At 42.2% G+C, this 25,578-nt stretch carries 33 protein-coding genes; 13 read left to right on the top strand and 20 right to left on the bottom strand.

Annotation, left to right across the window (positions count from 1 at the left end):
* A partial coding sequence (locus QWZ04_RS23270; protein ID WP_290330696.1) for a recombinase family protein occupies positions 1-191 on the bottom strand: 191 nt, incomplete at its 3' end.
* Between the two features lie 222 nt (positions 192-413).
* On the opposite strand from QWZ04_RS23270, the gene QWZ04_RS23265 reads away from it, so the two are divergent.
* Entirely contained in the window at positions 414-1,181 is a 768-nt protein-coding gene (locus tag QWZ04_RS23265; RefSeq protein ID WP_290330695.1) for a ParA family protein, read from the top strand.
* Positions 1,182-1,197: 16 nt separating this feature from the next.
* Positions 1,198-1,494 carry a hypothetical protein gene (locus tag QWZ04_RS23260; protein WP_290330694.1) on the top strand — a complete coding sequence of 99 codons (297 nt, stop codon included), beginning with the start codon at positions 1,198-1,200 and terminating at the stop codon, positions 1,492-1,494.
* A 109-nt stretch (positions 1,495-1,603) separates the two neighbouring features.
* Here the strand turns inward: QWZ04_RS23260 and QWZ04_RS23255 are convergent, their stop codons facing one another.
* Positions 1,604-1,738: a hypothetical protein gene (locus QWZ04_RS23255; RefSeq protein WP_290330693.1), complete on the bottom strand. Its 135-nt coding sequence runs from the start codon at positions 1,736-1,738 to the stop codon at positions 1,604-1,606.
* Between the two features lie 44 nt (positions 1,739-1,782).
* Here QWZ04_RS23255 and QWZ04_RS23250 point away from each other — a divergent pair, with 44 nt between their 5' ends.
* The 11 genes from QWZ04_RS23250 (at position 1,783) to QWZ04_RS23200 (ending at position 8,389) form a co-directional block, all read left to right on the top strand.
* On the top strand, positions 1,783-2,115 hold the full coding sequence (locus QWZ04_RS23250; RefSeq protein WP_290330692.1) for a hypothetical protein: 333 nt from the start codon (positions 1,783-1,785) through the stop codon (positions 2,113-2,115).
* A gap of 105 nt (positions 2,116-2,220) precedes the next feature.
* Positions 2,221-2,658 carry an antirestriction protein gene (locus QWZ04_RS23245; RefSeq protein ID WP_290330691.1) on the top strand — a complete coding sequence of 146 codons (438 nt, stop codon included), beginning with the start codon at positions 2,221-2,223 and terminating at the stop codon, positions 2,656-2,658.
* Between the two features lie 81 nt (positions 2,659-2,739).
* Positions 2,740-2,958 carry a hypothetical protein gene (locus tag QWZ04_RS23240; RefSeq protein WP_290330690.1) on the top strand — a complete coding sequence of 73 codons (219 nt, stop codon included), beginning with the start codon at positions 2,740-2,742 and terminating at the stop codon, positions 2,956-2,958.
* 96 nt (positions 2,959-3,054) lie between these two features.
* Positions 3,055-3,942, top strand: coding sequence for an ArdC family protein (locus QWZ04_RS23235; RefSeq protein ID WP_290330689.1), 888 nt, complete (start codon positions 3,055-3,057; stop codon positions 3,940-3,942).
* 368 nt (positions 3,943-4,310) lie between these two features.
* Positions 4,311-4,505: a hypothetical protein gene (locus QWZ04_RS23230; RefSeq protein ID WP_290330688.1), complete on the top strand. Its 195-nt coding sequence runs from the start codon at positions 4,311-4,313 to the stop codon at positions 4,503-4,505.
* Between the two features lie 75 nt (positions 4,506-4,580).
* A complete protein-coding gene (locus QWZ04_RS23225; protein ID WP_290330687.1) occupies positions 4,581-4,850 on the top strand; it encodes a CCDC90 family protein in 270 nt (89 codons plus the stop codon).
* A gap of 278 nt (positions 4,851-5,128) precedes the next feature.
* Positions 5,129-6,082: a DNA-binding protein gene (locus QWZ04_RS23220; protein WP_290330686.1), complete on the top strand. Its 954-nt coding sequence runs from the start codon at positions 5,129-5,131 to the stop codon at positions 6,080-6,082.
* Between the two features lie 147 nt (positions 6,083-6,229).
* Positions 6,230-6,415, top strand: a complete 186-nt coding sequence (locus QWZ04_RS23215) for a hypothetical protein (RefSeq protein ID WP_290330685.1) — start codon at positions 6,230-6,232, stop codon at positions 6,413-6,415.
* Positions 6,416-6,764: 349 nt separating this feature from the next.
* Positions 6,765-7,208 (top strand): hypothetical protein, encoded by a 444-nt coding sequence (locus tag QWZ04_RS23210; RefSeq protein WP_290330684.1) that lies wholly within the window; start codon positions 6,765-6,767, stop codon positions 7,206-7,208.
* Positions 7,209-7,502: 294 nt separating this feature from the next.
* A complete protein-coding gene (locus tag QWZ04_RS23205) occupies positions 7,503-7,718 on the top strand; it encodes a hypothetical protein (RefSeq protein WP_290330683.1) in 216 nt (71 codons plus the stop codon).
* 494 nt (positions 7,719-8,212) lie between these two features.
* On the top strand, positions 8,213-8,389 hold the full coding sequence (locus QWZ04_RS23200; RefSeq protein WP_290330682.1) for a hypothetical protein: 177 nt from the start codon (positions 8,213-8,215) through the stop codon (positions 8,387-8,389).
* Between the two features lie 215 nt (positions 8,390-8,604).
* On the opposite strand, the gene QWZ04_RS23195 is transcribed toward QWZ04_RS23200, so the two are convergent.
* From QWZ04_RS23195 to QWZ04_RS23110, 18 genes are all read right to left on the bottom strand, one after another.
* Positions 8,605-10,815 carry a DNA topoisomerase gene (locus QWZ04_RS23195; RefSeq protein WP_290330681.1) on the bottom strand — a complete coding sequence of 737 codons (2,211 nt, stop codon included), beginning with the start codon at positions 10,813-10,815 and terminating at the stop codon, positions 8,605-8,607.
* Positions 10,816-10,879: 64 nt separating this feature from the next.
* Positions 10,880-11,611: a MobC family replication-relaxation protein gene (gene mobC / locus QWZ04_RS23190; protein WP_290330680.1), complete on the bottom strand. Its 732-nt coding sequence runs from the start codon at positions 11,609-11,611 to the stop codon at positions 10,880-10,882.
* Positions 11,595-12,143: a hypothetical protein gene (locus tag QWZ04_RS23185; protein WP_290330679.1), complete on the bottom strand. Its 549-nt coding sequence runs from the start codon at positions 12,141-12,143 to the stop codon at positions 11,595-11,597. Before QWZ04_RS23185 ends, mobC begins: the two co-directional genes overlap by 17 nt.
* A gap of 1 nt (position 12,144) precedes the next feature.
* Positions 12,145-14,175, bottom strand: coding sequence for a type IV secretory system conjugative DNA transfer family protein (locus tag QWZ04_RS23180; RefSeq protein WP_290330678.1), 2,031 nt, complete (start codon positions 14,173-14,175; stop codon positions 12,145-12,147).
* A gap of 987 nt (positions 14,176-15,162) precedes the next feature.
* Positions 15,163-15,477, bottom strand: coding sequence for an H-NS family histone-like protein (locus QWZ04_RS23175; RefSeq protein WP_290330677.1), 315 nt, complete (start codon positions 15,475-15,477; stop codon positions 15,163-15,165).
* A 16-nt stretch (positions 15,478-15,493) separates the two neighbouring features.
* Positions 15,494-16,522, bottom strand: a complete 1,029-nt coding sequence (locus QWZ04_RS23170; protein ID WP_290330676.1) for a TadA family conjugal transfer-associated ATPase — start codon at positions 16,520-16,522, stop codon at positions 15,494-15,496.
* A complete protein-coding gene (locus QWZ04_RS23165) occupies positions 16,507-17,373 on the bottom strand; it encodes a ribosome modulation factor (protein ID WP_290330675.1) in 867 nt (288 codons plus the stop codon). Before QWZ04_RS23165 ends, QWZ04_RS23170 begins: the two co-directional genes overlap by 16 nt.
* Complete coding sequence (locus QWZ04_RS23160) at positions 17,351-17,872, bottom strand: hypothetical protein (protein ID WP_290330674.1); 522 nt, start codon at positions 17,870-17,872, stop codon at positions 17,351-17,353. Before QWZ04_RS23160 ends, QWZ04_RS23165 begins: the two co-directional genes overlap by 23 nt.
* A gap of 48 nt (positions 17,873-17,920) precedes the next feature.
* The gene (locus QWZ04_RS23155) at positions 17,921-18,271 is read right to left on the bottom strand and encodes a hypothetical protein (protein WP_290330673.1); all 351 of its coding nucleotides are present in this window, start codon (positions 18,269-18,271) and stop codon (positions 17,921-17,923) included.
* Between the two features lie 4 nt (positions 18,272-18,275).
* Positions 18,276-18,803, bottom strand: a complete 528-nt coding sequence (locus tag QWZ04_RS23150) for a lytic transglycosylase domain-containing protein (RefSeq protein ID WP_290330672.1) — start codon at positions 18,801-18,803, stop codon at positions 18,276-18,278.
* A 108-nt stretch (positions 18,804-18,911) separates the two neighbouring features.
* Positions 18,912-19,544 (bottom strand): hypothetical protein, encoded by a 633-nt coding sequence (locus QWZ04_RS23145; protein WP_290330671.1) that lies wholly within the window; start codon positions 19,542-19,544, stop codon positions 18,912-18,914.
* A 495-nt stretch (positions 19,545-20,039) separates the two neighbouring features.
* Positions 20,040-21,029 carry a trypsin-like serine protease gene (locus tag QWZ04_RS23140; protein ID WP_290330670.1) on the bottom strand — a complete coding sequence of 330 codons (990 nt, stop codon included), beginning with the start codon at positions 21,027-21,029 and terminating at the stop codon, positions 20,040-20,042.
* Positions 21,030-21,202: 173 nt separating this feature from the next.
* Positions 21,203-21,703, bottom strand: a complete 501-nt coding sequence (locus QWZ04_RS23135; RefSeq protein WP_290330669.1) for a hypothetical protein — start codon at positions 21,701-21,703, stop codon at positions 21,203-21,205.
* Positions 21,704-21,729: 26 nt separating this feature from the next.
* Complete coding sequence (locus tag QWZ04_RS23130; protein WP_290330668.1) at positions 21,730-22,692, bottom strand: type II secretion system protein; 963 nt, start codon at positions 22,690-22,692, stop codon at positions 21,730-21,732.
* Positions 22,689-23,168 carry a hypothetical protein gene (locus QWZ04_RS23125; protein WP_290330667.1) on the bottom strand — a complete coding sequence of 160 codons (480 nt, stop codon included), beginning with the start codon at positions 23,166-23,168 and terminating at the stop codon, positions 22,689-22,691. The genes QWZ04_RS23130 and QWZ04_RS23125 overlap by 4 nt, the downstream gene beginning before the upstream one ends.
* A gap of 1 nt (position 23,169) precedes the next feature.
* Entirely contained in the window at positions 23,170-23,700 is a 531-nt protein-coding gene (locus QWZ04_RS23120) for a hypothetical protein (protein ID WP_290330666.1), read from the bottom strand.
* Between the two features lie 10 nt (positions 23,701-23,710).
* Positions 23,711-24,721, bottom strand: coding sequence for a hypothetical protein (locus QWZ04_RS23115; RefSeq protein ID WP_290330665.1), 1,011 nt, complete (start codon positions 24,719-24,721; stop codon positions 23,711-23,713).
* Positions 24,718-25,578 (bottom strand): GspE/PulE family protein (locus QWZ04_RS23110; RefSeq protein WP_290330664.1); only part of this gene is annotated, 861 nt, incomplete at its 5' end. The genes QWZ04_RS23110 and QWZ04_RS23115, both read right to left, overlap by 4 nt.

Here is a 25,578-nt window from a genome sequence, read left to right as displayed (position 1 = left end):
ATATCTCCTTTATGTGAATCCTCAATTAAGCGGGATAACTCGGCTCTCTCTAATTTTGAACCTGATTGGTTCTCAGTGTAGAAACTTGCTATTCGTACACCTTTTTGGTCTGAAAATTGAATAAGTTCAGATTTCGCACGATTAGCGTCTTGCTCACCAGTTGACGCTCTAAGGTAGGCTCTTATGAACATAATGTTAAGTCTTGGTCTGTTTTGAGTCTGGTTTATAATATTAGTTCGCGTAGGGTTGAAAAGCAACAATATGCGAACTAATATTTGGTTGTTAAATACTGGTACGCATTAAGTATACTCTAAGTAAACTATGATTATTTCCTGTATTACACATGTAATACATTGAATTGTTTTTTTTCTTGTGTATTATGTAATACATAGGTAATACATAAGGGTGTTAAAATGGTGATTGTTAGTATAGCTAATCAAAAAGGCGGTGTTGGTAAAACAACAACTATTGTTAACTTGGCGAGTGAAATCGCACGAAAGCGCAAAGTTTTGGTTATTGACCTTGACCCACAAGGTAATTGTTCAAAAACGTTGATTGGACAAACAGAGTTTGAATTCGGCATTACCGTTGCTGCACTATTCGATAAACCGAAAATGGTATCCATTACAGATCTTATACAATCTGCAAAAGTGGGTGAAAAGATCATTGATAATCTAGATATTGTTCCTGCTGACTTTCAGCTATCTAGAGTGATTGAAACATCATTAACTAAAATCAATAGAGAACGTATTCTTGAAAAGCAGCTAGCGAAGTTAGGTGATAAATATGATTACGTATTTCTCGATACGCCTCCTAACCTTTCACTAACTACTCTGAATGCTATCCAAGCCTCGGATCTTATTATTGTTCCTGTAGATTCTGGTGCTTTCTCTTTAGATGGTATTAGTCCGTTACTTGAGGCAGTAGAAGAAATTAAAGATGATGAAGCTAACTATCTTATTCTTCGTAATGAGGTCGATGTTCGTAATACAGTGATCAATGAATTCATTGACGAAGAGTTAGGAGCTGCGAAAGATAAGGTTTTACCTATAGTTGTCCGACGCTCTGAACATGTTGGCCAAGCGAATGCTGTGTCTTCGCCAGTTCGCTTTTATAAGCCAGGTTCAGTGATCAATAATGATTATAGAAAACTGGCTAAATACATTGTCGATAACGTGTAATACATAGGTAATACATATGAGTAAGTTGCGTAAATTTGGGGCGTCTACGTCTATATCAGCCAAGAAAGAAAGTCAGGGTAAAGGGGTAGGTATTACCACGGTTCGAAAAAAGGTAACGACTTCTTATAAGGTTCCCCCGTTGACATTGCGTATGTCGTTAAGTGACAAGAAAACTATCACTGATTGGGTTGAAGAGCTACAGGCCAAAACAGAAAGAAACGTATCTTCTGCAAAGCTGTTTAGAGCACTATCTTTGTATCGAGATAATATTGATGATAACGATCTTATCAAGTTGATTGAAAAAATGAACTAACATGTAATACTTATGTATTACATGTTTTTGATGATTGTTTTAAGCGTTTTTCCAGTAACACACTATGTACTACATGTGTAATACATAGTGTGTTGACTATTTTTTGAATTTAAATTAGTCTAATGAGTAACCAATCAATGTCTATTTGATTGCGTCCGTGCTTCGCACTAACCAACCTTTCTTTATCGCGGATACCTTCCGCAGGCTTTGCCAGTCCACTGGCATAGGCCAGCAGGATTAGCATTTTTACTAATTACTAATTACTAATCTCTAGAGGTGTCTATGGATATGCAATTTATCTTCGACCAAATACCGTCAAAAAAAGTTACAACTCACTATCACTTTGCCCTTCTAGCGTATTTATCTGTAACAGAGGATACGGTTTGGGTTTGGTGCTCTGTAAATGAAGAGTGGATTGAATCCAGTATTGATGTTTCTACATCTGTAGTGTTTTCATTGTCTAAGTTTTACGAGCTAGGTTTTTCTGTTATTGGCCAGACTAAATGCCCTTGTGGGGCTTTAGGGGACATAACAGTAACAAAAACCGAAGCGTCTTTTGATTGTAATTGCGGTCATTTTGTCGATATGAATATATCCGAAGCAATTCGTTGCTGCGTATAACATAAATCAAATTTTGTCTCAGCGGATTTTATCCGTTGGCTGTGCCAGTTCGTCTGGCAATGGCCAGTCGAATTAGCAGATATTTTACTAATATGAGACGTCCCTATGAACGAACAGCAACTATATACAGAACTTGTAACGGATAAATCTGCACGCCAGACGTTCAGTTTATCGTTTTCACAAAATCACCCTTATATTTTCGGGTACATCTGGAAGTTAGCGGGAAAGGTTATTCCTGAAGTGAAAGGGGTTACTTGGGATTTTGTGGAGCTTAGTAATGGTGGGAAATTTATTTCTCCGTCCATCACTGAAGTAACAATGTTTGGTCAACAAATATCAGGCAAGCTTGCAGGGATTGTGATTGTGTTACATACCTTAAAACGCTTCCAAGCAGTAGCAACCTACAGCAATGAATATGAAAAGGCGCAAGTCTTTGAACAACAACACACAAACTTACTTGAGTATGTAGAGCAAGATCCTGAAAGAGATAAAGCACTTGGTGCTTTGGATTCTCTCCAGGAACTACTTAATCAACACCATTGAGATTCAAATCTACTGCTGGTTTAACTGGCAGTGCCAGGCGAACTAGCAACTCATAAATTGCCTCTTTAGAAGGGTGTATATATGTCCAAAACTAATATTGTTATCGGTGCCGTCGTATCCGCTAAAACTCGCCATCAAAACAATCGCCAGGATGTAACTGTCAATATTAAGCCGACAGATCTTAACGGTGAATATCTTGGGAAGCTTGTTGCTAAAGGTGAGGTACGTACGGAGCTTAATAGGCTAGGTCTTAATAGCGTGTTTTATATACGCAGTTGGATACATCAAGAAACTAACTAATATCATGTAGCGGTACTTCTCCGCAGGCACGCCAGTTCGACTGGCGGTGGCCAGACGAATTAGCAAATTAAAACTTACTAATTCAAGGAGTAGTTCATGACTACCACGAACAAGAAAACAGACTTTTATCAAGTTGTAACGGATCAAATAATTGAGGCGCTAGAGCAGGGGATTAAACCTTGGCAATGTCCTTGGGATGTAACTCAGGCTTCAGGTATTCCGAGTAACTTTTCTACTCAGAACGATTACCAGGGCATGAATGTAATGTTGCTTTGGATGAGTGCACAGATGAATCGTTTCTCATCACCTCAATGGCTCACTTTTAAGCAATCTAAAGCGCTTGGAGGTAAAGTCAGAAAAGGTGAAAAGGGGACGCACATCTTTTTCTACAAGGTAGTTGAGAAAAAGAACAGTGCACCTGGCCAGGAAGAAAAAGAAACCTACTCTTGCTTGAAGACCTATGTGGTGTTCAACCTTGATCAGATTGAAGGCGTTGAACAAGCAGATACACCGGTTGTAAATGTTCGTGACGACGTAACTTTGATTGATGAAGTAGAAACGTTCTTGGTTAGTACCGGCGCTTCAATTAGCTATAGTGGACAAAAGGCTTTCTTTCGTCCGTCAACAGATGAAATTGTCATTCCAGAACGCTCACGCTTCTCTGAAAATGCGGATCTATACGCTACGATTATGCACGAGTTAACTCATTGGACGGGACATAAGTCGCGCCTAGATCGAGATAACAAAGGTAGTTTTGGTAGTAAAGATTATGCGTTTGAAGAGTTGATTGCAGAGATTGGAGCGGCATTTCTAATGGCTGATTTTGGTATAGTTGGTAATGTTCAACACGAATCGTATATAGCCAGTTGGCTTGAAGTTTTAAAAAATGACAAACGTTATGTTTTTAAAGCTGCAACTCAAGCTAGTAAGGCTCATCAACTTTTGAAGGAGTTCGTTAACCTTGAGGTTTCGAAAGCTGCTTAACTAAATTGCCCGATAGTTTCTATCGGGCTTTTTTGTTTACCCTTATCGTAGTGTTGTATTCCCCAAAGCTAATATTAGTGTGTCATTCACTTAATGCTTGGCAACAGTAATATTTTTACATTGGATTTATCGAACGCTGCTTGTTGGGTTTTGGTTTGGCAGGAAAGGGGGGGAGGTTCTTATCAAGTTGCATTTGATGCTAACCGCGCCGATTAAGAGGGGTGAATACAGGTTAGTTTAGTCGGACGGTTTGGTGCCTCGTTCGCGCTCCGCACTCTCTTTTCCCTGAGAGGCAATCACTTGACTGTGTTGAGCGAATAACACACACTACACCTAACTGTGAGTGATATTCGCACATTGAGGAAGATATGACACAACCGACAGAAAAAGAAGCCTTTTCAGCATATTGTCGTGACAGCGTAGGTCTTGACGCGAAAGAAGTTGCAGATATGGCTAATGTTCCCCGTAGAACTTTTTATGATTGGTGGCGAACAAGGCGCACAGCCGTAGAGCTAATTATTGAGGGTATCAAACACCGACAAGAACAAAAAAGTGTGCAGTAATCGCACATTTAACCTTTGATTTGTGAGCGATATTCGCGCATAATAAGCCATAGACTAATCAATGAGGGTTAAGAAATGACCGCAATTCCACTAGATACACATAAGGCAATCAAACGCTTACAAAAAGTAGGTATGGATGAAAAGCAAGCCGAAGAAATGGTAAACCTTTTCGGTGAAATGTACGGCAACGAAGCTGCAACTAAAAGTGACCTTGAAGTGCTTCACAAGGACTTAAAAGCTGACCTAAGCGAAATTAAAACAGATCTGTCATGGATTAAGAAATTCATGTTTGGTGTTGGCTTGGCGGTACTCATCGCAGCCCTTAAATACATCTTCTTAGGCTAACCATAGTCGCCCACAGGGCGGCGTTGTCGATTCTATAGAGTTTGATTAGACAAGAATCAAAAGGGAAGATTAGTTAGAGATTTACTTGTCTGGATTGATCAATCATCGAATAGTTTTAAACAATCGGCATAAGTGAAATTAGCTTTCTGAACTAACCGCCTAATTGGTGGTTTTTTTAGGCCTACAAGGGAAACGATATTTTTGGGAAACACTTGTTACCCGTTTCCCGATGGGTTATGATTTATACAGTTAAGTTTGTTTATTTGGAGTGTTAAACAATGGCGGAACAATCAGGCGTGACCTTTGAGCAAGTATCAAAAGCAGCCACAGCAATGCTAACTCAAGGTACTAAACCTTCTGTTCGTAATGTTATGCAGGTGACAGGTGGCAAAACAGAAACCGTCTCCAAGCTTTTACGTGACTTTAATGACAAGCGTAATGCAGAAGTTATTAAAATGGCTGATGAGCTAGGCAGCAGTAAGATTGCTGAATTACTAGCTGATGAAATGCAAAGTGTTGTTGAGCGAAAAACCGCGAGCCTTCAGCAAATGATTTCCGATCAAAAATCTCAGTTAGATGAGGCTATAGAGTTATTGGAAGAAAAAGAAAAAGACAGTCAGCACCGTATTGAAATGGCAGAGGCCAAAGCGACTCAACAAATCAATGAAGCCAATGAAAAGGCAGATCAGGCGTTAGAGCGTGTAGCTAATTCAGAACAAAAAGCAAACGAAGCTACAACGTTGAGCAAAGAAGTTAAGAAAGAAGCTGAGAAATCAATTTCTGATAACGAGAAGAAGTGCGATCTTTTAGTGGCTAACGCAAAAAGTGAAGCTGAGAGTCTTGTTGGTGCTGCAAATCGTCGAGCTGATAAAGCGGAGCAAGAATGTGCGAGTTTACGAGAGCAGGTTAAATTACTCACTGTCGATCAAGCGAAAAGAGAAATAGAGCAAGCTCAACATGAAAAAACACAAGAGCAGCATACTGAAACGTTGACTCATCTTGCTAATGAGCGAACTACTGTTGTCCAGTTACGCACTCAAGAGGAAAACCGTAAATCAGAAATTGAACGTTTAACTGGCGAGTTGAACGAGGTTAAATTAGATAGTAAGCAATTAGCTTCCGCACAAGGACAGTTGGTTGAGTTGCAAAGACAGATATCCCAATTGCAAAGTGATTTATCACTATCAGAACGAGAGCGTGAATCTCTATCAATAGCTCTTAGAAGTAAGTAAAGTGAAATAAGGAAAAACATATAATCTACCGTTCTAATTCAAATCATATTTAGTCAAAATGCTTTACTAAATGTATTAAATTGGTAAAAAATTTTTACTATATTGTGTCTAATGGTAAATTATTTTTACGGATTTTCAGGAGGCTTCATGAGCTTTTTACGAGGTTTGAAGTCCAATGGAGCGAAAACGTACGCTAAGGCTGATTCTTATGATCGCTTTGAATCTCGCTTTCGTTCTAAATTTCCCGAAGAGTTCGAACTTCAGAAATATACCAAGAAAAATCGCTTTAAGTCTTGGTTGAAAAAACAGATGGCACAGTTACCCAAAACATAAACAAAGCATCTAAGAGTCATTCTCAACGTATGGCATTTTTCATTCTATCGTTGGGTTTTTGTTTACGGCGCAATGGATTAGGTTGGGTGGCGGCGTTGCTCACTTAATGCGACGTTAACGTTAAGTACCAGAGGGGCTCGGTTTATAAAAATGATACAGGAGTGTTAATTTGAGATTAGGCAGAGTAAAAGTTGATGAATTGTTTGCATCAATAGATTGGTGTTTAAAAAAGACATTTCCATCTGACTATGATGCAAGGTGCTTGTACACAGCATGTGCGATCTATTCGATCCTCAAAGAGGAGGGTATCAGTTCGACTATCATTGGCGGTAATGTAGGTGCATTTACTATGTCCACTGATGGACGACAAGCATCAGTGGCGGGATTTGCTGGTTCAAACAACGGTCAACCTAGCCACTATTGGGTTGAGGTTAACAGTGTTTTACTTGACCCAAATGTTTCTTATTTACCTAAAAGTTTAAAGCCCCCTAAAGTCCCAATGCCAATGATTGCATGGGAAAACAAATCTATATTACCAATCGGTCTTCAATATAGAGCGAAAATTCGCTATGACGAAGAGGCTGTATTTGTCTTTCCTGACGAGATTTCATCGCGTATCGATAACTTTGTTACTTTGTGCCATAAAAGATACTTATCTAAGGCAACTAAAAAGAAAATACCTAGCGTTATTTTGTCATCTCAATGTGAGTTAGAAGCCCTTGCCAGGGCTGGTAATAAATGGGCACTCGGTGCTTTACATTTTCAATCTATGTCACCGCAGCCAATAGTTTAGATTATTTGGTGAAATGGGACTTAACAAATAAGGATTAAACGCTGTAAAGCCAGCGCTTAATTCTATTGTTGAAAGCACCTCATTCATAACAAGCTATTTATAATTATTGGCTTCCGACATTTATCCACCGAAACGGTGGATAAGTCCGTCCCCCCCCCTACACATTTATTCATGACAATCGACGAGTGATATCCGTCAATATGTTTTACGAATAAGATTTAATTCGTAAAAATATTTTACTATATCATCATTGATGGTAAATTATTTTTACGGATTTAAACGAGAGGGAATGCAATGAGTTTTGTACCAGAATATAAGCTCTCAGAGCTAAGTAAAATGGCAGGGTTTGACACCATTTATGAGTTGGCTGAGTACTCTTGTACCACACGGCAAAACCTCGATAACTGGAACAACACCGAGTCAAAACAAGGTTTCCTTAGAGTCGTGATTATGGGCGCTAAGGTGATGAAAGCTCAAGATATAAAGCGCCGAGCTCGTGCGCAAGGCTAACGAGAGGGGGAGTATAGTGGTTAAAAATGGTCAAAAAATACAGGTTTGTGCTGGCTGCTATATGCTTGCATGTAGAGACTGTGCGAACCCGACAAACGAAGTGCGTCAGTCTGCAATTGTATGTGGGTAATTAAGGTTACATTTTGAAGAATAAAATTTGTGAGCTAAAGAAGACAAAGAAACTTAATGAAGATTTTGAGGTAGAGGAAACGTTTTATAGCTCCATTTATAAAACATCCTTTGATCTTATAGAGGATATTTATTGTAGTATGGAAGGGAAAAGTTTGGATATGAGAACTAGTGCTTTGCATCGAGTTGAGAAGCACTACTCTGACGGAGGTTCTGACATTTCATTAACATCGGATTGGTTTGATAAGATGTTTGGAACTTGCGTTCAAGTTCATTAAGGGGGTTCAGTTCCATTGTTTATGCTGTGGTTGATGCGCTGCAGCACTTCAACCACAGCAGATTATAAATTGGAAGAAAAGCACTATATGTCAAAGCGATTTGAAACCAAGTGGTTTTATGTGCCACTAGATACAAAAAAAGAGATCCAAGAATGTGGCCTTCTTGGGCTTAAACGTGAAATTGTTGAAGTCCCACAGTCGAGGGTTGCAGACTTAAACGTATATTCAGAGCAATTAGAAAAAATCTATAATGGGTTTGATTAAAGGGGATATGATGTTGTAAATGTTGTCCCTATCTCTCTTGGTTCATCTGAATCTTGTCATGCTCAAATGAGCAGTGGTAAAACAAATTATTTAGGTGAAACTGGATTTTCGATTACTCGTGGAGCTGTAGTCGTTGGTAGGCGACGTGATTAACTAATTTAATCTGAGATTACCAATAAGCCTTATAAAAATAAGCCCCTTTACGGGGCTTTTTGTTAATTTAATTCTCCAGCGTCTCTGTCAGGTTTACCGTTTTTGTCAAAGTAACGAACTTTGCATTTAGGAAAGCCAGAGCATCCCCACCAGAATGAGCCTTCTTTCTTGCCACTTCGACGAACTAACCCTTTTCCGCACTTACAAAGCTCCGTTTCGCTTGGCTTAACCTTTTGCTTAGGGGCAGGGTTTAAGTTGGGTTTTCCTTTGTTGTCAGGAAAGACACTTTTACAATCGGGGTAACGGTTACACGCCCAAAAGTGACCTTTCTTTCCCTTCAAGCGCCGTAGCTCGCCTTTTTGGCAAGTCGGACATTGCACACCCACTTTGGTTGTTAAGGCCACACCTTTGTCCTTAACGTGGGCGACTTGTTCTTGAATATAACGTTCAACACTTTGTAAGAATTGCTGAATGGTGTAATCGCCGTTAGCTATTCGCTCCAGATCGCCCTCCCAAATCGCGGAAATATCCGGCATGATGATTTCGTCTGGCAGCAGTGCACAAAACTCTTGGCCAGTTGCCGTGGTTTTGAATACGGGGTTTTTATAGCCAGGTTCTTTTTCAAAACTGATCCAATGTTTCAGGCTTCTTAGCTTTTCAATGTGATTGCTTCGTGTTGCCTCCGTCCCAATTGAGCCGTTTTCACCTTTGGTGTTTTTGTCTTTGGCTTCTAATTGTTTTCGTAACACCGGATCTTTTACGAACTTGGCCGCTTCTGTCATGGCTTTGAGTAAACTCGCGTCATCAAAGTATTTGGGTGGCTTCGTTTCCTTTTGTTCCACATCAATCTGTTCGCAAGTGCCGGTTGCACCTGTTTTAAATGTGCTTAGGTCGCATGGATTATCGTTGGGTTTGTCCTGGTACTCGCCTTTGGCTAACACTTCCCATCCCTGAGATTCCAAAGTAATTTGAGTACCTTGATAGACTCGGCCAGTACAACGAATATCAATCGTCGTTTTTTCTCGGCACGATTCAGGATAAAACAAGCCAATGAAGCGCTTGGCGACCAGCTCATAGATAGCTCTTTCTTTTGATGAAAGCTCGATGCCAGCGCCATTTTTTTCAGTTGGAATGATCGCGTGATGAGCTTCAATTTTTTCTGTATTGAACGCGTTATGTGTCGAGGTGGAAGCCGCATCATTGACCAAACCGCTTAAGTCTGGGTGTGTATTTTTGATCGCGTCCAAAATGCCAGGTGAATTTTCTAAGATGGCATCAGATAGATACTGACTATCACTGCGGGGATAAGTCAGTAACTTATGCTTTTCATACAGGGCTTGGATGATATCGAGGGTTTCTTTTGGTTTATAGCCCCACTTTTTTGAGGCTTCAATTTGAAGCCTGGATAAATTGAAGGGCATCGGGGGCTGACGTTTGTCTTTCTTGGTATCGATGGCGATGACTTCTCCTGGTTCACCACTGTCAGCTTCTTTAATGGCTTGAGCTTGGATACCACAAATTAATCGATTCTTTTCGTCTAAATCTAGATCTTCATTTGGCTGTAATTTGCCTTTGATGGCATGGCCATTGATCTGAAACGTACCATTAAGAAGATAGTAGTAACTCATTTGGTGGTTTTTGTTGGCCAGCGTTCGAACGTTAACCATCCCCAATAAAGCGCTAATTACTCGTCCTACGTTAAAAACGGTGTCATGGCCTTTTTCTCGTGCTTTTAGTGTATAGGCTCGTGTTAGGTTGTATCCATGCGCTTGGTCGCCTACAGAGCGAGCCAAGGCGCGGTTAGTGAGGTTTCTGAACCTCTCATTCGGTTGCATGTTGGCCAAGGCTTGTTTCACCGGCTTATCGTTCAAATCAGCAATGAGCAAGCGCTGAACCGGCTTTTTGTTATTGGCGTAATCGAGAATTTCATCGATGAGCAAACACCCTTCTGGATCGGGGTCGCCAGCATGAACAATCGTGCTCGCTTGTTTGATAAACCCCACGACAATGTTGAGTTGTTTTTTTGAGTTTGGAATGGGCTTGTATTGAGGTGGGTATCGAATATCGAGTGGAAGACTGTCTAACGTCCACCGCTTGAGCTCAATGTCATAATCTTCTGGATTTTTTAGCGCTAATAAATGACCAAAACACCAGGTCACAATATCGTTGCCTTTTTGGTAATAGCCGGCTTTTTTTTGCGTGTCTGGATTGCCATCCAAACCCTTAAAAATAGCCGTTGCCAGGGACGGTTTTTCTGCAATAAATACTCTCATTCTGTTTCTCCACGCAAGCGCTGCCCTCAGAGAAATCCGATGGCAGCGTATTGGTTCGTTAAAATTAGGATTGGTTTAAGGTAGGAATTTCATCGATAGTAAAAATGGAGACCATTTTTTTATACTTATCGAATGGGTAACGGCTTTCTCCAAACCGGATATATTCGATGTTGTCAAAGCGCCGAGTCAGCATTCGTTTAGACTCATCGTTTCGCACAACATAAATGATGTGTTTCCAGTAGCCTTTTTCTTTGGCCACGATGTGACTTTTCATGATTGAACGATAACGACGAGGGGCTTTTAGCGTCAGCTCTGTTTCGATGGCCACGATGCCCCCTTTCGGGGCGATGACTATCGCATCAGGCCGATGTTCTACATTGTATTTTTTCTTGAAAAAATGACGGTCAGCGTTTTGCCATCCTTTCCAACCGAGGTTGGAAAGTTGGATACAAACTTTCTGATTCATTAACGTGTGGTTCAAAGCGAGGAAGCTAATACGGCTAGGAACGAAACCCTCCATTGTCGCCTCTTCTGCGTCACCGGCTTCTTCTAACCCTAGTTGGGTGATCCCCCATACAGTGATATTGCCGGTATCGAGTTCGACCACATATTTTTCAAGCCATTTTTTCTTAACCATACGAGAAAGATGTCTTGAGGTATGTGATTTGGCTGATTTCAATAGGAGCATGAAGTTCTCAAAGCTACTGAAAATTTCGCAACGTAAAAACTCCAGCACTAGGCGATCTTTTTCCTTTCCTCTTGCCTTGGCTTCTATTGCGTTAGGGAGCGGTGACATTAACCCTCCCTTTGCGCATATCATGAAACGTATTACACTTTTTAGCGATTTTTTTTAGTAGTGATTTGAGACTGTCAAATTCACTTTTCCATATCGCTTGATATTGTTCATTAGTCAAACATCCGCTTCTACGTGCTTTCACGAGATCAAGTAATAATGCATCTACGGTTGCGAAAATTCGAATCAACATGGCCGGTGCTGAGTTGAGTTTTTTTTCGTCGAACTCACATTCAAATGCTTGTTTTGGAGCGTAAGGGGTGAGCTCTATGTCTTCCCACTCCTTGAGGTAATCACTGTGTTTTTGTTTAACGCCTTTACGATAAGTAAACAACTCTTCTTCAATGTTATGAATGTGAAGTAGAGCGAACTTAGTTTCATTAGTGATTGTTTTTCTGGTTGCAAATGCTTGTACCGAAAATAAGCAGTTGTAAGTATGCACCCCCTCTGCGAGAGGGGCGTTATGTTTATTTTGATCTGGGTGGGTGCTTTTATCCCATAACCATTGAAGGCGTTTAGTGTGAGTCTGAAACATACTATTTATCATCCTCTTCTATTGAGTTTTGTAGTTCAGCTAATTGCTCGTCGCTCAAATCATCAAAAGGACTTGCTGAATGTTCAGGCTCATCCTCTTCTTCTGAATCTTCTACCGAAGTGTCGAATGACAAAGAGTCATCATTGTCATCTTCGATCTCGTCGTTGGTTTCGTCGTTGGTTTCGTCTTCTTGTGACTCGATGCCAAACGAGAGGTCTTCTTCGGGTTCAGTTATCTTCTCTTCTTCCTCAAACGAAGGTTCATTTGTATCTAAGACCTCTTCTTCAAAGCTTGAATCGGTTTCTGTTAACTCAACATCGGGTTCTGGTGGGGTTTCGATTGGTTGATTGAAACAAACCAAGTCTCTTTTTTGAACTTTGATAGGCGAAATAAGAGAGGGTTTTGGAACATCCGATTCCGTGAATATGTAGCTTACAAAAGGCGGGAGACTTAACAGCATATTGGTATCAACGAAATGACGCTCGGCTAAACGAATGTTACGTTTACCATCCACGGTTTCTGCAAGGCTACCATCGGTTTCAATGTATCGGGTTTCATCATCAACTAGGATAGTGCCGGACATCTTCGCAACCCACTCAGCCGTTTCCGGATCTTGTAGTTTGTACACCAATTTAAACTTGGTATTTTCCACAACAGCACCCACAACGGCATCACCATTTAGATCAGCAGGGCAATCCCGAAGATCAGCAACCGATTGGTGATCCAAAAACATATGAACGCCTTTGTCCCGCGCTGCGCCGAGCCCTTCCATAGCTGGTTTTGAAATGTGATATTTCAACTCAGCCAAGAAAATAGCAATTGGCCTTAGCGTGTTGTTCACCCTGTCTCGCATTTCCGCAAGTTGAAACAGGCGAATCAAGATCATCTTTTGAGCAATCAGAATCTTTGAATTACGCATTGAACCGATGATGTAACAACAGCCTCCGTTGTTGTAAATATCATTTAAATTTAGACCTCCTGGAGCATTAACAGATTTCACTAATGCCATCTCTTCCATCTTTCCAAAAAATGCCTTAACGGTATCTTGGAGACCTTGAACATAATCAGATTCGAAAATTCCGGCGAGGGTTTTACGTTCTTCATCTGTGGCCAGTTGTGGCGCTTTTCGAGCGGCTTTTCTGTCATCAATTCGGTAGAAGTCTGCAATATCTCCTTTTTCAGCAAAGCTGAAACCGGCAACCAATAACTCTTCAATTTGGTCTGGCCTTGTATCGGCCAATAAGTCCAATTGAGCAAAGTCTTTGTTTAGGTCAATGAGGTAAAAAGGTTTACCCGCTTGTTCACAGGCATGGCGCATCAAGTGTGGAGCCCATTCGTCGTTTTTTGGATCAAGGACGAACACACCTTCATCGGCCATAATTAATTGATAAAGGATTAAACCAGACGCGACACCTTTACCCGCCCCCGTTGTTCCTAGTATGTCGGCGTGTTGTTTTCGTAGACTGGCCAACGGAATATATTGAGGCGCATGATTAGCGTCTAATCCGACAAAGACGCCTTTTTCTAAATCGAAGTAATCCTCTGGATTGTATTCCACGGTATCCGGTAAAAAGTCGCGCACATTACGAACATCCGTTCGTTCTTCGCGTGCGGCTTCGGTTTTCTTGGTGAGCTTAAGTTTCAGTTGGTTAATCGCTGGAATGAAGGCTCGTCTTAGTGCAGTGTGAGCAATCATACCGCCAACAAAAAAGAGAAAACTGATCCAGTGCCAATCGGGATAACGGACGTACTGACTTTCCACGCCAGCGAGATCTTTTGTGAACTTAATGAGCTCTGGGACTGTCCAGGCTGAGATTGTACCGAAGGTAAAAAGCAACATGCCAAGCGCAATAAAAACGCGCCGTAACGTTGTACCTTGTTCGTGTTTTTCTGGCCTGTCAAAGTAGATCGTCGGTAAGATCAATCCAGATAGAGCGCTTAGGAAAAAGCCCCAGTAGTACGTGAACATGTAGAGTGGTGCGAGCATGTTCAGTGCGACTAAGTAAAGCTGATATTCGATTCTGTCTAACATGGTAATGGTTCTTCCATCATATTGATTTAGGGTAACCGCCTTGGGTAACTCCTTTCGGTAACTGGTGTTACCCAATAGAGTTACCCAAGGCGGTTACCCAAAAGAGTCCAAATCCCCCTTTTTGAACAACGGGGGGTTGGGTTGCCCCTAGTGGGGCAATCATTTAAAAAGCTGCGCTTTTTCAATGGGTTGATTGTGAATGCTCGGCGCTGGACGCGCCTGTGCTTCAAAATACAACCTAAGAGGCGAAAATCGTCACGCTGCGCGAGACCAAGCCCCTCTCGAAGGTGAAATAGTCGCCTTTTTGCTGGTCGTTCCTCCCTTGCTCAAAAGTCTTCTTTTCAACTAACTAGACGGGCTTGGTCTCGCCCGCTCGACGATTTTCGGGGGCAAGCCCCCCAAAACAAAAACGACCGCTGGGGCGGTCTCGCTTATTCGCTGGGGCGAGCGTTTTGTTTCGGCTCCCCCGCCTGAATCTGCGGTCGTGGGCTCCCTTGCTTCAGGTGCTACGCTTGAACGCTTCGCATCTCCATTTTGTTAGCAATTAAACCCCGCAAGGGGGCGCTTGACGCGATTGAACAAAATGAAGACTGAGCAACCTAATCTCACTTCAAGCTCCGCTTGGCGTTCTCTAAGGTTGAAAAAAACGAACGCCTTCACTGCCTCAATCGACTTAAAAAATGGGGGCGTGAGAACGCCCAAATTCCCATTTTTCTTCATCTCAATCGGAAGCTTGTCTTACGTTTTTTTTGCGTGCCCTCTCAATGCATCGAACTCGATCTTTACGCTTTAACAATCCTTTGGGATTGAAATCGTAAAGCGTCGAGTTGACATTGAACGGTTACGAAAGGACAAGAGAATTTTTCCGGTGAGACCCGTGGCCAATGCCACCGACGGTAAAATTTCTTGGTTTGGCGCAAAAAGAAGTCAGGGCGTAACAAGAGGGGAAGGGTGCGTGATTTTGAAAAAGCGTGCTTGGTTAATGACTCACTGATTGGGTGAGGTTGTGGGGTTCGTTTTGGCCTTTCGGTTTTTGTTTGTGGGGGCATTTTTTTGCACCACTAACGTCACTTCTTCCCAACTCAATCCTGTTTTTTCAACGATGGCCGCAATGCTATTTTCTGCTTCTTGCATGGCTTTTTTCTTGCTCTCTTCTTGCTCCATTCGTTCTTGAACATACGCCCCTAAACGGTCATAGATATCAATCAAGACTTCCAGTTTGGTTTCTTTAAAGAGGTGGCTGATACGGCGTTTATTTCGCAATGTTGAGCGCAGCTCGTTAACCCATTCGGTATTTTTCATAGTTAATCTCTGAAGTTTAGTGAGTTTGTGTAAGGCCGCTTTCATGCGTCCTTTTTTGTTGGTTAAATTTAAAAACGGAAACAAGTTCGTCATTTTTCGTTTCGTAAATTTCTGTTATTTTTCGACCATAATCTGAGTGTCTAGAGGCATGAACAAACACATCCACGTTACCCATGATTTGTTTGTGCGCGAGTTCAAAACTGATTTTACCAAGGGAGGCAATAAGGTATTGAAGACGCGCTAGCGCGTCTTTGCATCCGTTCGCATGGATGGTCGTCATGCATCCACTGTGACCGGTATTAATCGCTTGCAAAAAGGCATCGGCTGCGCTGCCTTTTCGAATTTCCCCCACCCAAATTCGGTCTGGCCGCATTCGTAAAGACGTTTCAATCAGGTTTTTCATTTCAACGGTACTCCCTTTTCTGTTGGGCGATTCCATTGACACAAGATGGGGTAACCAATCCAGGTAAAGCTCTTGCGTATCTTCACAGGTGATAATACGTTCTGTTGTTGGAATGAAACGCGCTAAGGCGCGTAACAGTGTGGTTTTGCCACTGCCGGTATTGCCCGAAACAATGATGTTTTTTCCAAGCCGAATGGCTTCGGCTAGGTAATCCAGCATGGCTTGATTCATTGCGCCAAACCCCACTAATTGCTCCGCTGTGATGTGGGTTTTTGGTGCAATCCTTAAGGTCATTGTCGCCCCTTGCGGGGTGACATCGGACAACGTGGCACAAATGCGTGAACAATCGGGCAATCGTGCATCGAGGATGGGGGAGTTAGCCGTCAGTTCTTGATTAAGCGCCGTGGCAAGTTGCTCTATCAGGTCGTTAAATGCGGCTTCGTTGGGGAATTGAATGTCGGTTTTTTGTATTTGGCCATGCTTCTCAATAGAGATGGAGTCGAATCGATTGACGAATATTTCCGTTACGCCTTCGCTTTGGTAAAGCGCTTGAAGCGGAGAAAAATGATCGACAACCCAACACCATTCGTTTTCTAATTCTTGAGGAACCACACCAAAAATCGTTTCTATTCCTCCCTGCACGGTTCGTTCTCCTGGTTAAAATTAATAGCGCCAGTGGCCAAGCCAATATCCAATATGCATTCCATCATTGGCTTTGGCATCATGTTATCCGTGAGTTGATAGCGCGTGGCTTTGGAGTTTTTCTTGTTAGGGTAATAGATCTCGGTGGTCGTATTTTTTTTATTGAAATTGACCCCTTCAAGAAAATCAGGCATCCCCATATCTCGATATGGCAATACCTCATCAGGGGAAGCGTGCTTTTTAAGGCGTTGGAAATAACGACACGTTAAAGCAAAACCTTTTCGGTTATGTTCGCTAAGTTCTTCGTTACCAGTAAAGGCGAACACGCCGCCTTTCTCGATTTTGAACGTTAACTCATGAAAGCGGCAAGAACGGGTGGGTTTGGTGGGTAACGTAAAGCTTGAGTAGGCGTGATACACCTGTTTCGCTTCTTTACGGATATAGATCTCTAAGACCCCTTCAAAGTCATCCTCTTCATAGCGCAGTCGTATTTGCCCCATGAAAAAGAGATCACCCACTAACATTCTTCGAAGTCTGGCTTTGTAATACATAGGAAAGTGGCAGTACTTTAAAAACTCAATAGCAAGTATTCGTTTGTGTACTTCATGCCGTTTTTTTTCTTGCTCTTTTTGTTCTTCATGCCACTCCTTTGCAAGGACTTCATTAACTAGATTATCCTCTTTTCCATCCTCCCAACCATCTGACCAAAATTCAGCATCTAAGCCCGTGTAAGGGTTAGAAAGTTCGGATTCATCGCTTAAATAGGCGTTGTAGCCTTCTTGGTAAATTTGGTCTTGTTGCTCGTCCATAGGTCTAAATTCCTTACCGTTAGTAATAGTGAGTTTCGCCATATTTCACGCCATTCTTATAAACTTCGGTGTATCGGAGAGTACCGAAGCAGCGAGCGGGAATGCGTTCGGTTGGCTCTCCTTTTTGACGAGTGATGGAGCATCGAGTGCCCTTAATGATTTTGGCGGGGATCGTTTTCCACGCAATGCACACATCCCCCCATTCGCCAGCACTTCTTTCTCTTCTGGTTGCTGAACAAACTTTATAGGAGGAGATTTGCGCGGCGTATCCGCTTCTGGCTGAGAATGTATCCTCTCCAGCACTTGCACCATTGGCTAGGCATTCATTGAAACCAGGCAAGGGCGATTTAAAATGCCGAATGCGATCTTTAAAGGCACTGAAAGCTCCACCACAGCCTTGAATAAATCCAGTAGGCAAACATAGCCAAATACCACATTCATCATCACTGGCGGCCTGAGTTGGGGGGCTATAGGTGGTTGATAGGACAGAGGCAAATGACAGGGCAGCAATCATTGCTGTTTTGAATAAAGCTTTATGCATAACGTTTCCTTTGGAAGGCTGTGCCTTCTCTCTCGCTAGAATGCAGATTTAACTCTTTAGGTATGAGTCAGTAAGGGCGGGGTTTTTCACTCTCAACTCATTGAGGAAATAAGTGATCAGACAGGTCACATCCATGCTGTCCAGAACTCCTATTTGGATGTGACCAACACGTAGAGAGTCAAGGCAGTCTTCTTTATTTGGAATATCGACATGTCCATCAGTGATGGTGATGTCCACCAAGCTATCCAATGCCATAACGTGAAAAAATCCCGTCCCTATTCGGTAGGCGTAGACAGTGACGTTATCTGGAACAATGCATTCCGTGATGCTTCGGATGAACTGTTGAATTGAGGCCATATACGGTGAACTGATTTCAGGTTCAAAGACGGGATTGAACATAACATTACTCCTTAATGTGGGGCGTGACTTCATTTAAGTGCCGGTAATTAACCATCACCTTTGCAATGTATTGCTTCGTTTCTTTAAACGGAGGAACGCCACCATACTTGGCCACGTTGCCTTGTCCTGCGTTATACGCCGCCAAAGCCAGCTCGATGTCTTCGTATTGTCGAATAAGACGAGCAAGGAGCTCTGTACCGCCATCGATGTTCTCGCTTGGGTTGAATGGGTCTATTGCCTGGCTGTTTATGTCCATCAACTGCATGAGCCCTTTCGCTCCCTTCGGGGAAACCGCATTGGGATTGAAATTACTTTCGGCTTTGATGATTGAAATGATGAGGTTCTTGGGGACTTGGTGTTTGTCGCTGGCCATATCGATGTAATGGCAATAACTAGGGCAAGTTGATAAGGCGGTCTGGCCATAACTGGACTTTGACCAGCCTTTTGATGGTTGCCAACCATTGTAATCACGAGCAAGCGGTGTTGTGCTTAAACACAAAATCACTACGCCGAGTAGTAAGTTAACTTTCATAAGGATGCACTCGAAGTGTATGAGGGTTTTACCCTCAAAGGACTCAATACCGTCCTACGCCCTGCGGGCTACCTGCTGAACCACAATAAAAATCAAATGCTACGCTATTTAATTTTTTTGAGGTTTTGTCTTGGGGGTGATCGTGAGTTGGTGTCGTTTGGTGAGGTCGGCCATTTGTAAGCGTGGACTTTTCATGACTCGCTGATACCAGGCTAAAACCAAAAACTGAAATGGGGCTGTCCAGCCTGGCAATATTTGCTGCTTTATTTCTATAGGGTAACTGGCTAAGTGGTGGGTACTTCGAAACCGTCCGTTCTTGGCCAATAAGGGCGAAGTCAGGGTTAACTCACTGAACTGGCAATTAGGCAGTAATTCAATGAGTTCTTTAAGCTCCAGATACGTTCCTCGGCACAGTGATGCATCAACCGTTTCAAGGTGAACGTGCCCTGTTTTTCCAAACAACGACGGAATGACCATCAATTTTGATTTTTTGTGCAGTCGTAGCGTTAGGCTGAAATGGCACACAGTCAGTACAAATGGGATGAGTAACCCGCTTGTCCATATTGGGGCATGAATAATGACCATCCAGAGCCAGGTGCTTATCACCAGTATGGACGATTTTATTGCCTGGAGGCGTTTAATGTGTGGGTAATCTGGTCTGACACTGAAACATTTTAAGGTGACGACATAAATTAGGCCAATGAGTATGGTAGAGCCTATCGTTAAGAATAAATCATTCATTTGATAACGCCTTGCTATTTGAATGGGGGGTATAAGGTCACTCCATTACCAAAACTGACCGACTGAGTACCCAGTTTACGAAGTTTCCTACGATGTAAATAACTCAACTTTGAAACATCGAACTTACAAAAAAGGTGATCGCTTCCGAGTAAATTTTTATCCAGTAACCTATCTAACTCAGAGGTTGAACTTATGCTAATTAACTCAGGTTTATAATGGGGGGGATAAAGTTTGGGGGTGTTTGAAAACTTAATGGAGGCAATGGCTTTTTTGTGTAGCTGCACGGTCAATGTGGCGTTTTCATTACTTAAAGGAAATTGGCAGTGGATTGACTTATCTCTTGATAGGTCAGTTTTGAGAAAATCAAACAAAGAGTTTTCACTTGAAGCAATAAATAGGCTTGATTCATCGGGGCTTTTCGGTTGTGGCATGGCTTTTCTCCAGGCATAAAAAAGACAAGCGGTAAGGCTTGCCTTTTAGGTAAAGGTCGTTAAATTATTTTTGTTTTCTCAGACGCATTAAAGCGAGTACCGCGAGTGATAACCAGCCGAGAGAACCACCACTTGACCCACCGTTAGAGCCGCCATTATTGGGTTTAGATGTTGAAGCTGGTTTATTGATATGAATAAATTCATTAGCGGATAAATACAGTTTGCCTTCGCTCGTTCCTTCAATTTCGTAAGTACACGTTTCAAAGGCGGCAATATTACTTCTCCCCTGGCATGTGCCACCGACCACAGTAATACCGCCATCAGTGTATGCCGCATCCGTTGTTGGGTTCTTATGAAGTGATTGCACCGTAATCGTTGATTTGTTATTGGAAGTGGTCGCCAGCGTAGGGTAATGCCAGCCGTTTACCGTTTCCAAAATAAAGTCTTTTCCGTAATAGAGGTCTGTTTGAGATGCAGAATTTCCACTAGTTGCACTATTAATACCAACCACTTTATCGGAGTTATTTAGTGTTATTCCACCGCTGTCGCCCCCAATAAGATTAGCCCCAGATATTGTTGAAACTCCTGTAATTAAAGTCCAAGTATAATTAGGCCTATTGGCTGTTTTCGTCACGTTGTATGAGACATAGGCCAGAGGGTTATCGCCCCCAAACCCAAACGATCTCAAACTATCGCCAACTTTGACTGTTTGTGTCGTTACATTTTCTAGAAAATGAATATTTTTTACGTTAACAGTGGAAGGTAAAGTCCAAATGGCTAGATCATATTGGTTTCCAGTTGGTTGAATTTCATAGCTAGGGTGTGGCTTTCTCGATAGTGCATTTACGGAACTACCATCAGAAAATTCAATGTTATTAGTTCGCAAGCAATGCGCAGCAGTTAATATTTTATTACCCGCAATAATTAATCCAGTGCATTGATTTTCAACAACATCATCATAGCTATTTTTCCAATCTACAGGTGTGCCATTTTCTACGGCGAATGCTGAACTTGAAATAAAGCTTATAAGTAGAGTAACAGAGAGCTTTTTCATTGTTTCATCTCTTATTTAGTTAGTTGCCAATATTATAACAAATTCAACTAAATAATGGTTATTTTTCACTAACTTAACATATGATCTTTTCTGTTTAAAAAACAAATTAATATGATCTAATGTTATATGAACGGTAAGGGCGGTATTATTTAATATTGTACCGCCCTTACTACTTATTTGATCATTACTTGCTTAATAGCTATTGCAGAAGATGCATTTCTCCAGCATGTATGCTCACCTCCTCGGCAATCATAACTATATGAGTAGTTTACTGTTGAGCCACTTAATGAATGACCATTCCACCTAACGTAAATATGCTTTCTATCTCCATAAGGTAGATCATCAATAATAAATGATGGGGCATTAGCAGGAAAGGTGACCACTTCGCCGTCTGTTACAACGTATATCTGCTTTGTACCTGAAGGGATACTTATACTGCCCGTTGTTCTACCGCTGTAGATAGTGCGCCAATCTGATGTTTGAGTTGGCGATCTGTTAGCTTGCAATGGTTCAGTTGCCAAGGGATCTTTCAGTTTTTCTTCGTATTGGCGGTTCAGTTCCGCCACGGCCTCCTTTTCATCAGCCAAGGCATCGGCGTAAGTAACCTTTGCTTCCGCGATACCTGAGAATAAAATTGTTGCACTCAGTGTTGCAATGAATGGGATGTTTTTCATAGATACTCCTGTTGTTTACTTACCGATTAACGACAGCTTGTTGAACCCGTGATTCGACCGCTGTGTAAGATTTCTGATTGGCCGTCACTCAGGCGCTTGGTTTGAATGGATATGCCGAGCTGCCAGCGAGTGGTGCTATTAGACATAATGTAAGTGTTGGTTCCTCCTTTTATTTCATGAGTACTAACGGGAACCTTAATTGCGCCAATACCGTAACGAATCCGGCTGGTTTGCCCCGCTATACATTTAGGTTTGTTTATCCACTCACCGTGCTTAACATCAAACCCCAAAGAAAGCTTATTACTGACAATAAATTGCGTGCCATCTGAGGCGGTCAGTGAAATATCTTTAGCGTTGGTGATGGCAAAGTTCCCCCCAACATCCCAATCCCCCGTCAACGTAGAATCATCACCGGTTCGTTTAACCAATCCTTCATAGGCTATGGCCTTGTCGGGTCGGTCAATTCTGATGGTGATCTTATTAGCGGTTTCATCGTATTTGATGTTAGGTAGTCGAGAAAAAAGACGAAGCGTTATGGCCAGCTCTTTTTTAAACGACACGTTGGTTTTGTCAGGTAACTCTAGCGCGAGCTCTGCATAGTAAAAGTCAGGGTTTCCGATGTTCCCAACGGGAACACGTCGATACCAGGATGGATCGATTCGACCCCAAGGGGTTTGGTCATAACGCCGACACAACCCCTTTCTTTCATCACTGGAGCGACACACTGGAATGAACTCACCTTCAAGTTGTCCCAGGTTTGAAGGAAATACCGCGATGCTATCGGGTGGTGTGCCTTTTTGGATAACTCGATAGTTTGAGTAGGCTTGAACTTGCTGAGTGAGATACACAATATGATTGTAGAAAGAGTTCATATTCTCTTTGATGGCTTTCTCCTGAGCCATATTTACAACGATTATTCCTGCTACCACGATAAAGCCAAGCGCAATAGATATGCTTAAGAGGACAAACCCTCCTTGTTTTTTTTTCATTTAATACACCCCGTTGTGGGATTGATATTGGCACTGTCCGACACCTCAACATTCAACGGCCTGAAAAATATTAATTCACCGGTTTCTTTCCTTATGTTGGGTTTTAAAAATGACCATGATCCAATCCTAACTCCCGCATTTAACGTCACCTCAACCTCAATGCCTAAAGGTGACGTGACGATTAAACTGCTTTGACGGTAGTTAACTTTGTATGTCGCTAATCCATCATTTGGGGTAAAGGAAAGGTCGCTCATCGAAAGGCCGCTTTGCGGCATACATCGAGATATGATCAGTTGTTTATGATAATGAAGTTCGGATTCATCCAATATTTGATGGACATTAGATTTAATGGTAAGCGCGGAGTAGCCTCTTGATAGCTCCACCTGTATTCCAGAGACCACCACTACAGACAACATCGCCATGAACATAATCGCTATGGCGATATCGAGAGTAAGAACGCCTTGTTGGCGTTCCATCTTAGTAGGTCATGGTTATGGAATTGGCCGTTGTTTTAATTGTCGCGCAACCTGATGCCTCAATACAATTTCCTCGCGTACTTGCTGCCATTGAATCCGCAAGACTAGCAATGTGCTCAGAACCGCCAGGCAACGTCCCAGTTAAGTCATAAAATCCTTTCGTTGCTGCATTGGCTGTCAGCGTCCAATCTCCACCAAAAGGGTTGGTGCCCTTCCCATCATTTGCAGTGCCACAAACGGATTTAGATAGTTCACCATCGGCGCAAACTTTAGGAATCGTGACGCCATCATAGTTGGGACGCATCTTTTTCCAAGACCGTACGGATTCTGTTATTTGACCGGCTTGTCTATTAAACATGAACTTATCGAATTTTGTTATGAGATTAGGAACTTGGCTAATCACAGCGATAAGCGCTAACGTAACAAACCCAAGAATAATAATGGCTTCTAATGATATGGCACCACGTTGCTTATTACGAAATAGAACGTTGTTCTTAGATGTTGTGTTGTCGATTTTTTTACCGTTTTTCATGACTTTTTCCTTAAAATATATTTCCAGCAATACTGAAAATGAGTGTTATTGTTCCGAAAATTAATATTGCGCCGAATAGGGCGGCAACGATTTTGAATGTATTTACGCCATACGTTTTGAGGATGTTTATTTCTTTTAGTAATTGGCCAGTATGTAACTGAGCGGATTTCTCCAATATTTTTCCTGTCTCTCCTATATCACTCAGCATTTTGATGGCATCGAGTTCTTTGTTAGCCAGTAGCCCTGTATCAAAGATTTTTCCGATGTTCGTTTGCCCTTTCCCCATTTCTTCGAACATACGATTAATATGATGTCTTAAGTAGGGTGAGCACTGTTCTTGATATGCCTCTAACGTTTGCTTGAGTGGCACGCCAAGCTCAATTTGGTGAGCGGTCGTCGTGAGTAGGTTGGTGGCCTGAATATATCGGTACTGCTTGAAAATGGGGAATGAATCGAGCATAGGCCGAAGCCCACCTTGATAACGACCAATGCTATAGACGACGATTGCGCCAAATAACACCAGAATCGTCAGTAAGAACAATCCCCAATGATAAAAAAACAAACCAATAGCATCAGCGAATAAAGCCAATCCTCCCCATTGATGCCTAGGTAAGTATTCCTCAAACATGGGATACAAAAAGGAAGAAACTAACGCCATCATAAATGGAATGATGATGATCCCAATCGTGGGTTTGATGAGAATGGTGGCCAAAGTGCCAGTGCTTGCTTCATGTAATTTCAGTGAAGCAATGGCATCTTGTATTCCCTGGGTCAAACTTCCTGCATTTTCCCCACCGACAATCGCTAAGTGCGCGTGTATCGTAATAAAGGGAGCCAATCCACTTGATAAGCTTTGTCCTTGCCCCATCACACGTTGGCAATACTCCCCAACCGAGGAAATACGGTTAGTGCCATATTTTATGAGCTGATCAGCAATGCCCTTATGAGGTATACCAACTTGACTCAACCGTTGGATATCTTCAAGAAGCTGAATTTGCTCTTTTTTCCTCAAGGGCTTCATGTTTCACCCCACATATCGCGATAAATAGTGCTGGTCTCTCTAGGAAATAAACCATCCACTCTTTCCGCTGCGGTGAATAAATCAATCTCTCCTCGTTCAATTTTGAGATTAGCGTGGTCAATGACGGACTTGAACCCCTTCTCTTTTAAGTGCTTACCCCAGCCTAGGTAATCTCTTTTTAGGATGAACTCACGATCATCGTCATCTAATACAATGAGCTCTACCAGAGCGGTTCTACTCGACTCACCTTGAATGCACTTATCACACCCTTTTTCTGAGTGGAAACGGAGCTTATCCAGATTGATATCGGGATAACTGCTGTGCCACTTATCAAAGCGATTGAGTTGTTCTGATGAGAATTGTTTTTTAGCTTCATCGAGCGTGAGCTGGCAATGAGGGCAGAGACAGCGTACCAAGGTTTGGTACATCCAAAGTTTCATTAAGCCTGGTGCAGAGATCAAAGATGGAGGCATTTGCATTTGCTCTATGAGCGTGGGAGCCGTACCAAGCGAACTTGATGTATGGACACTCGTTAACATGAGCATACCGGCCTCACCATTTCGGCTCACTTCCATTGCGACAGAATGATCGCGAATTTCACCAATTAAGCCAATATCCACATCATGGCGTTTTAGGAGCTTGTTATATTCAGCAAAGTCGGCCTTGCCTTCCCCCTGGCTATTAATCGAGGTTTGGATCACCCCCAAATCAAATTCAACGGGATCTTCTAGTGTATTGATAGAGCGCCCTTTTCGCTTAACTTCGTTAAGCATGGCCGCAATCGAGGTGGTTTTCCCTGAGCCTGTTTGACCTGCAAAAACTAACACACCGGCTTTACTGTACATAAAGTTGCGAAC

The organism is Vibrio tapetis subsp. quintayensis, from assembly GCF_030409945.1.
Taxonomy (GTDB): Bacteria; Pseudomonadota; Gammaproteobacteria; order Enterobacterales; family Vibrionaceae; genus Vibrio; species Vibrio quintayensis.
This window is presented reverse-complemented; position numbering and strand designations above follow the sequence as displayed.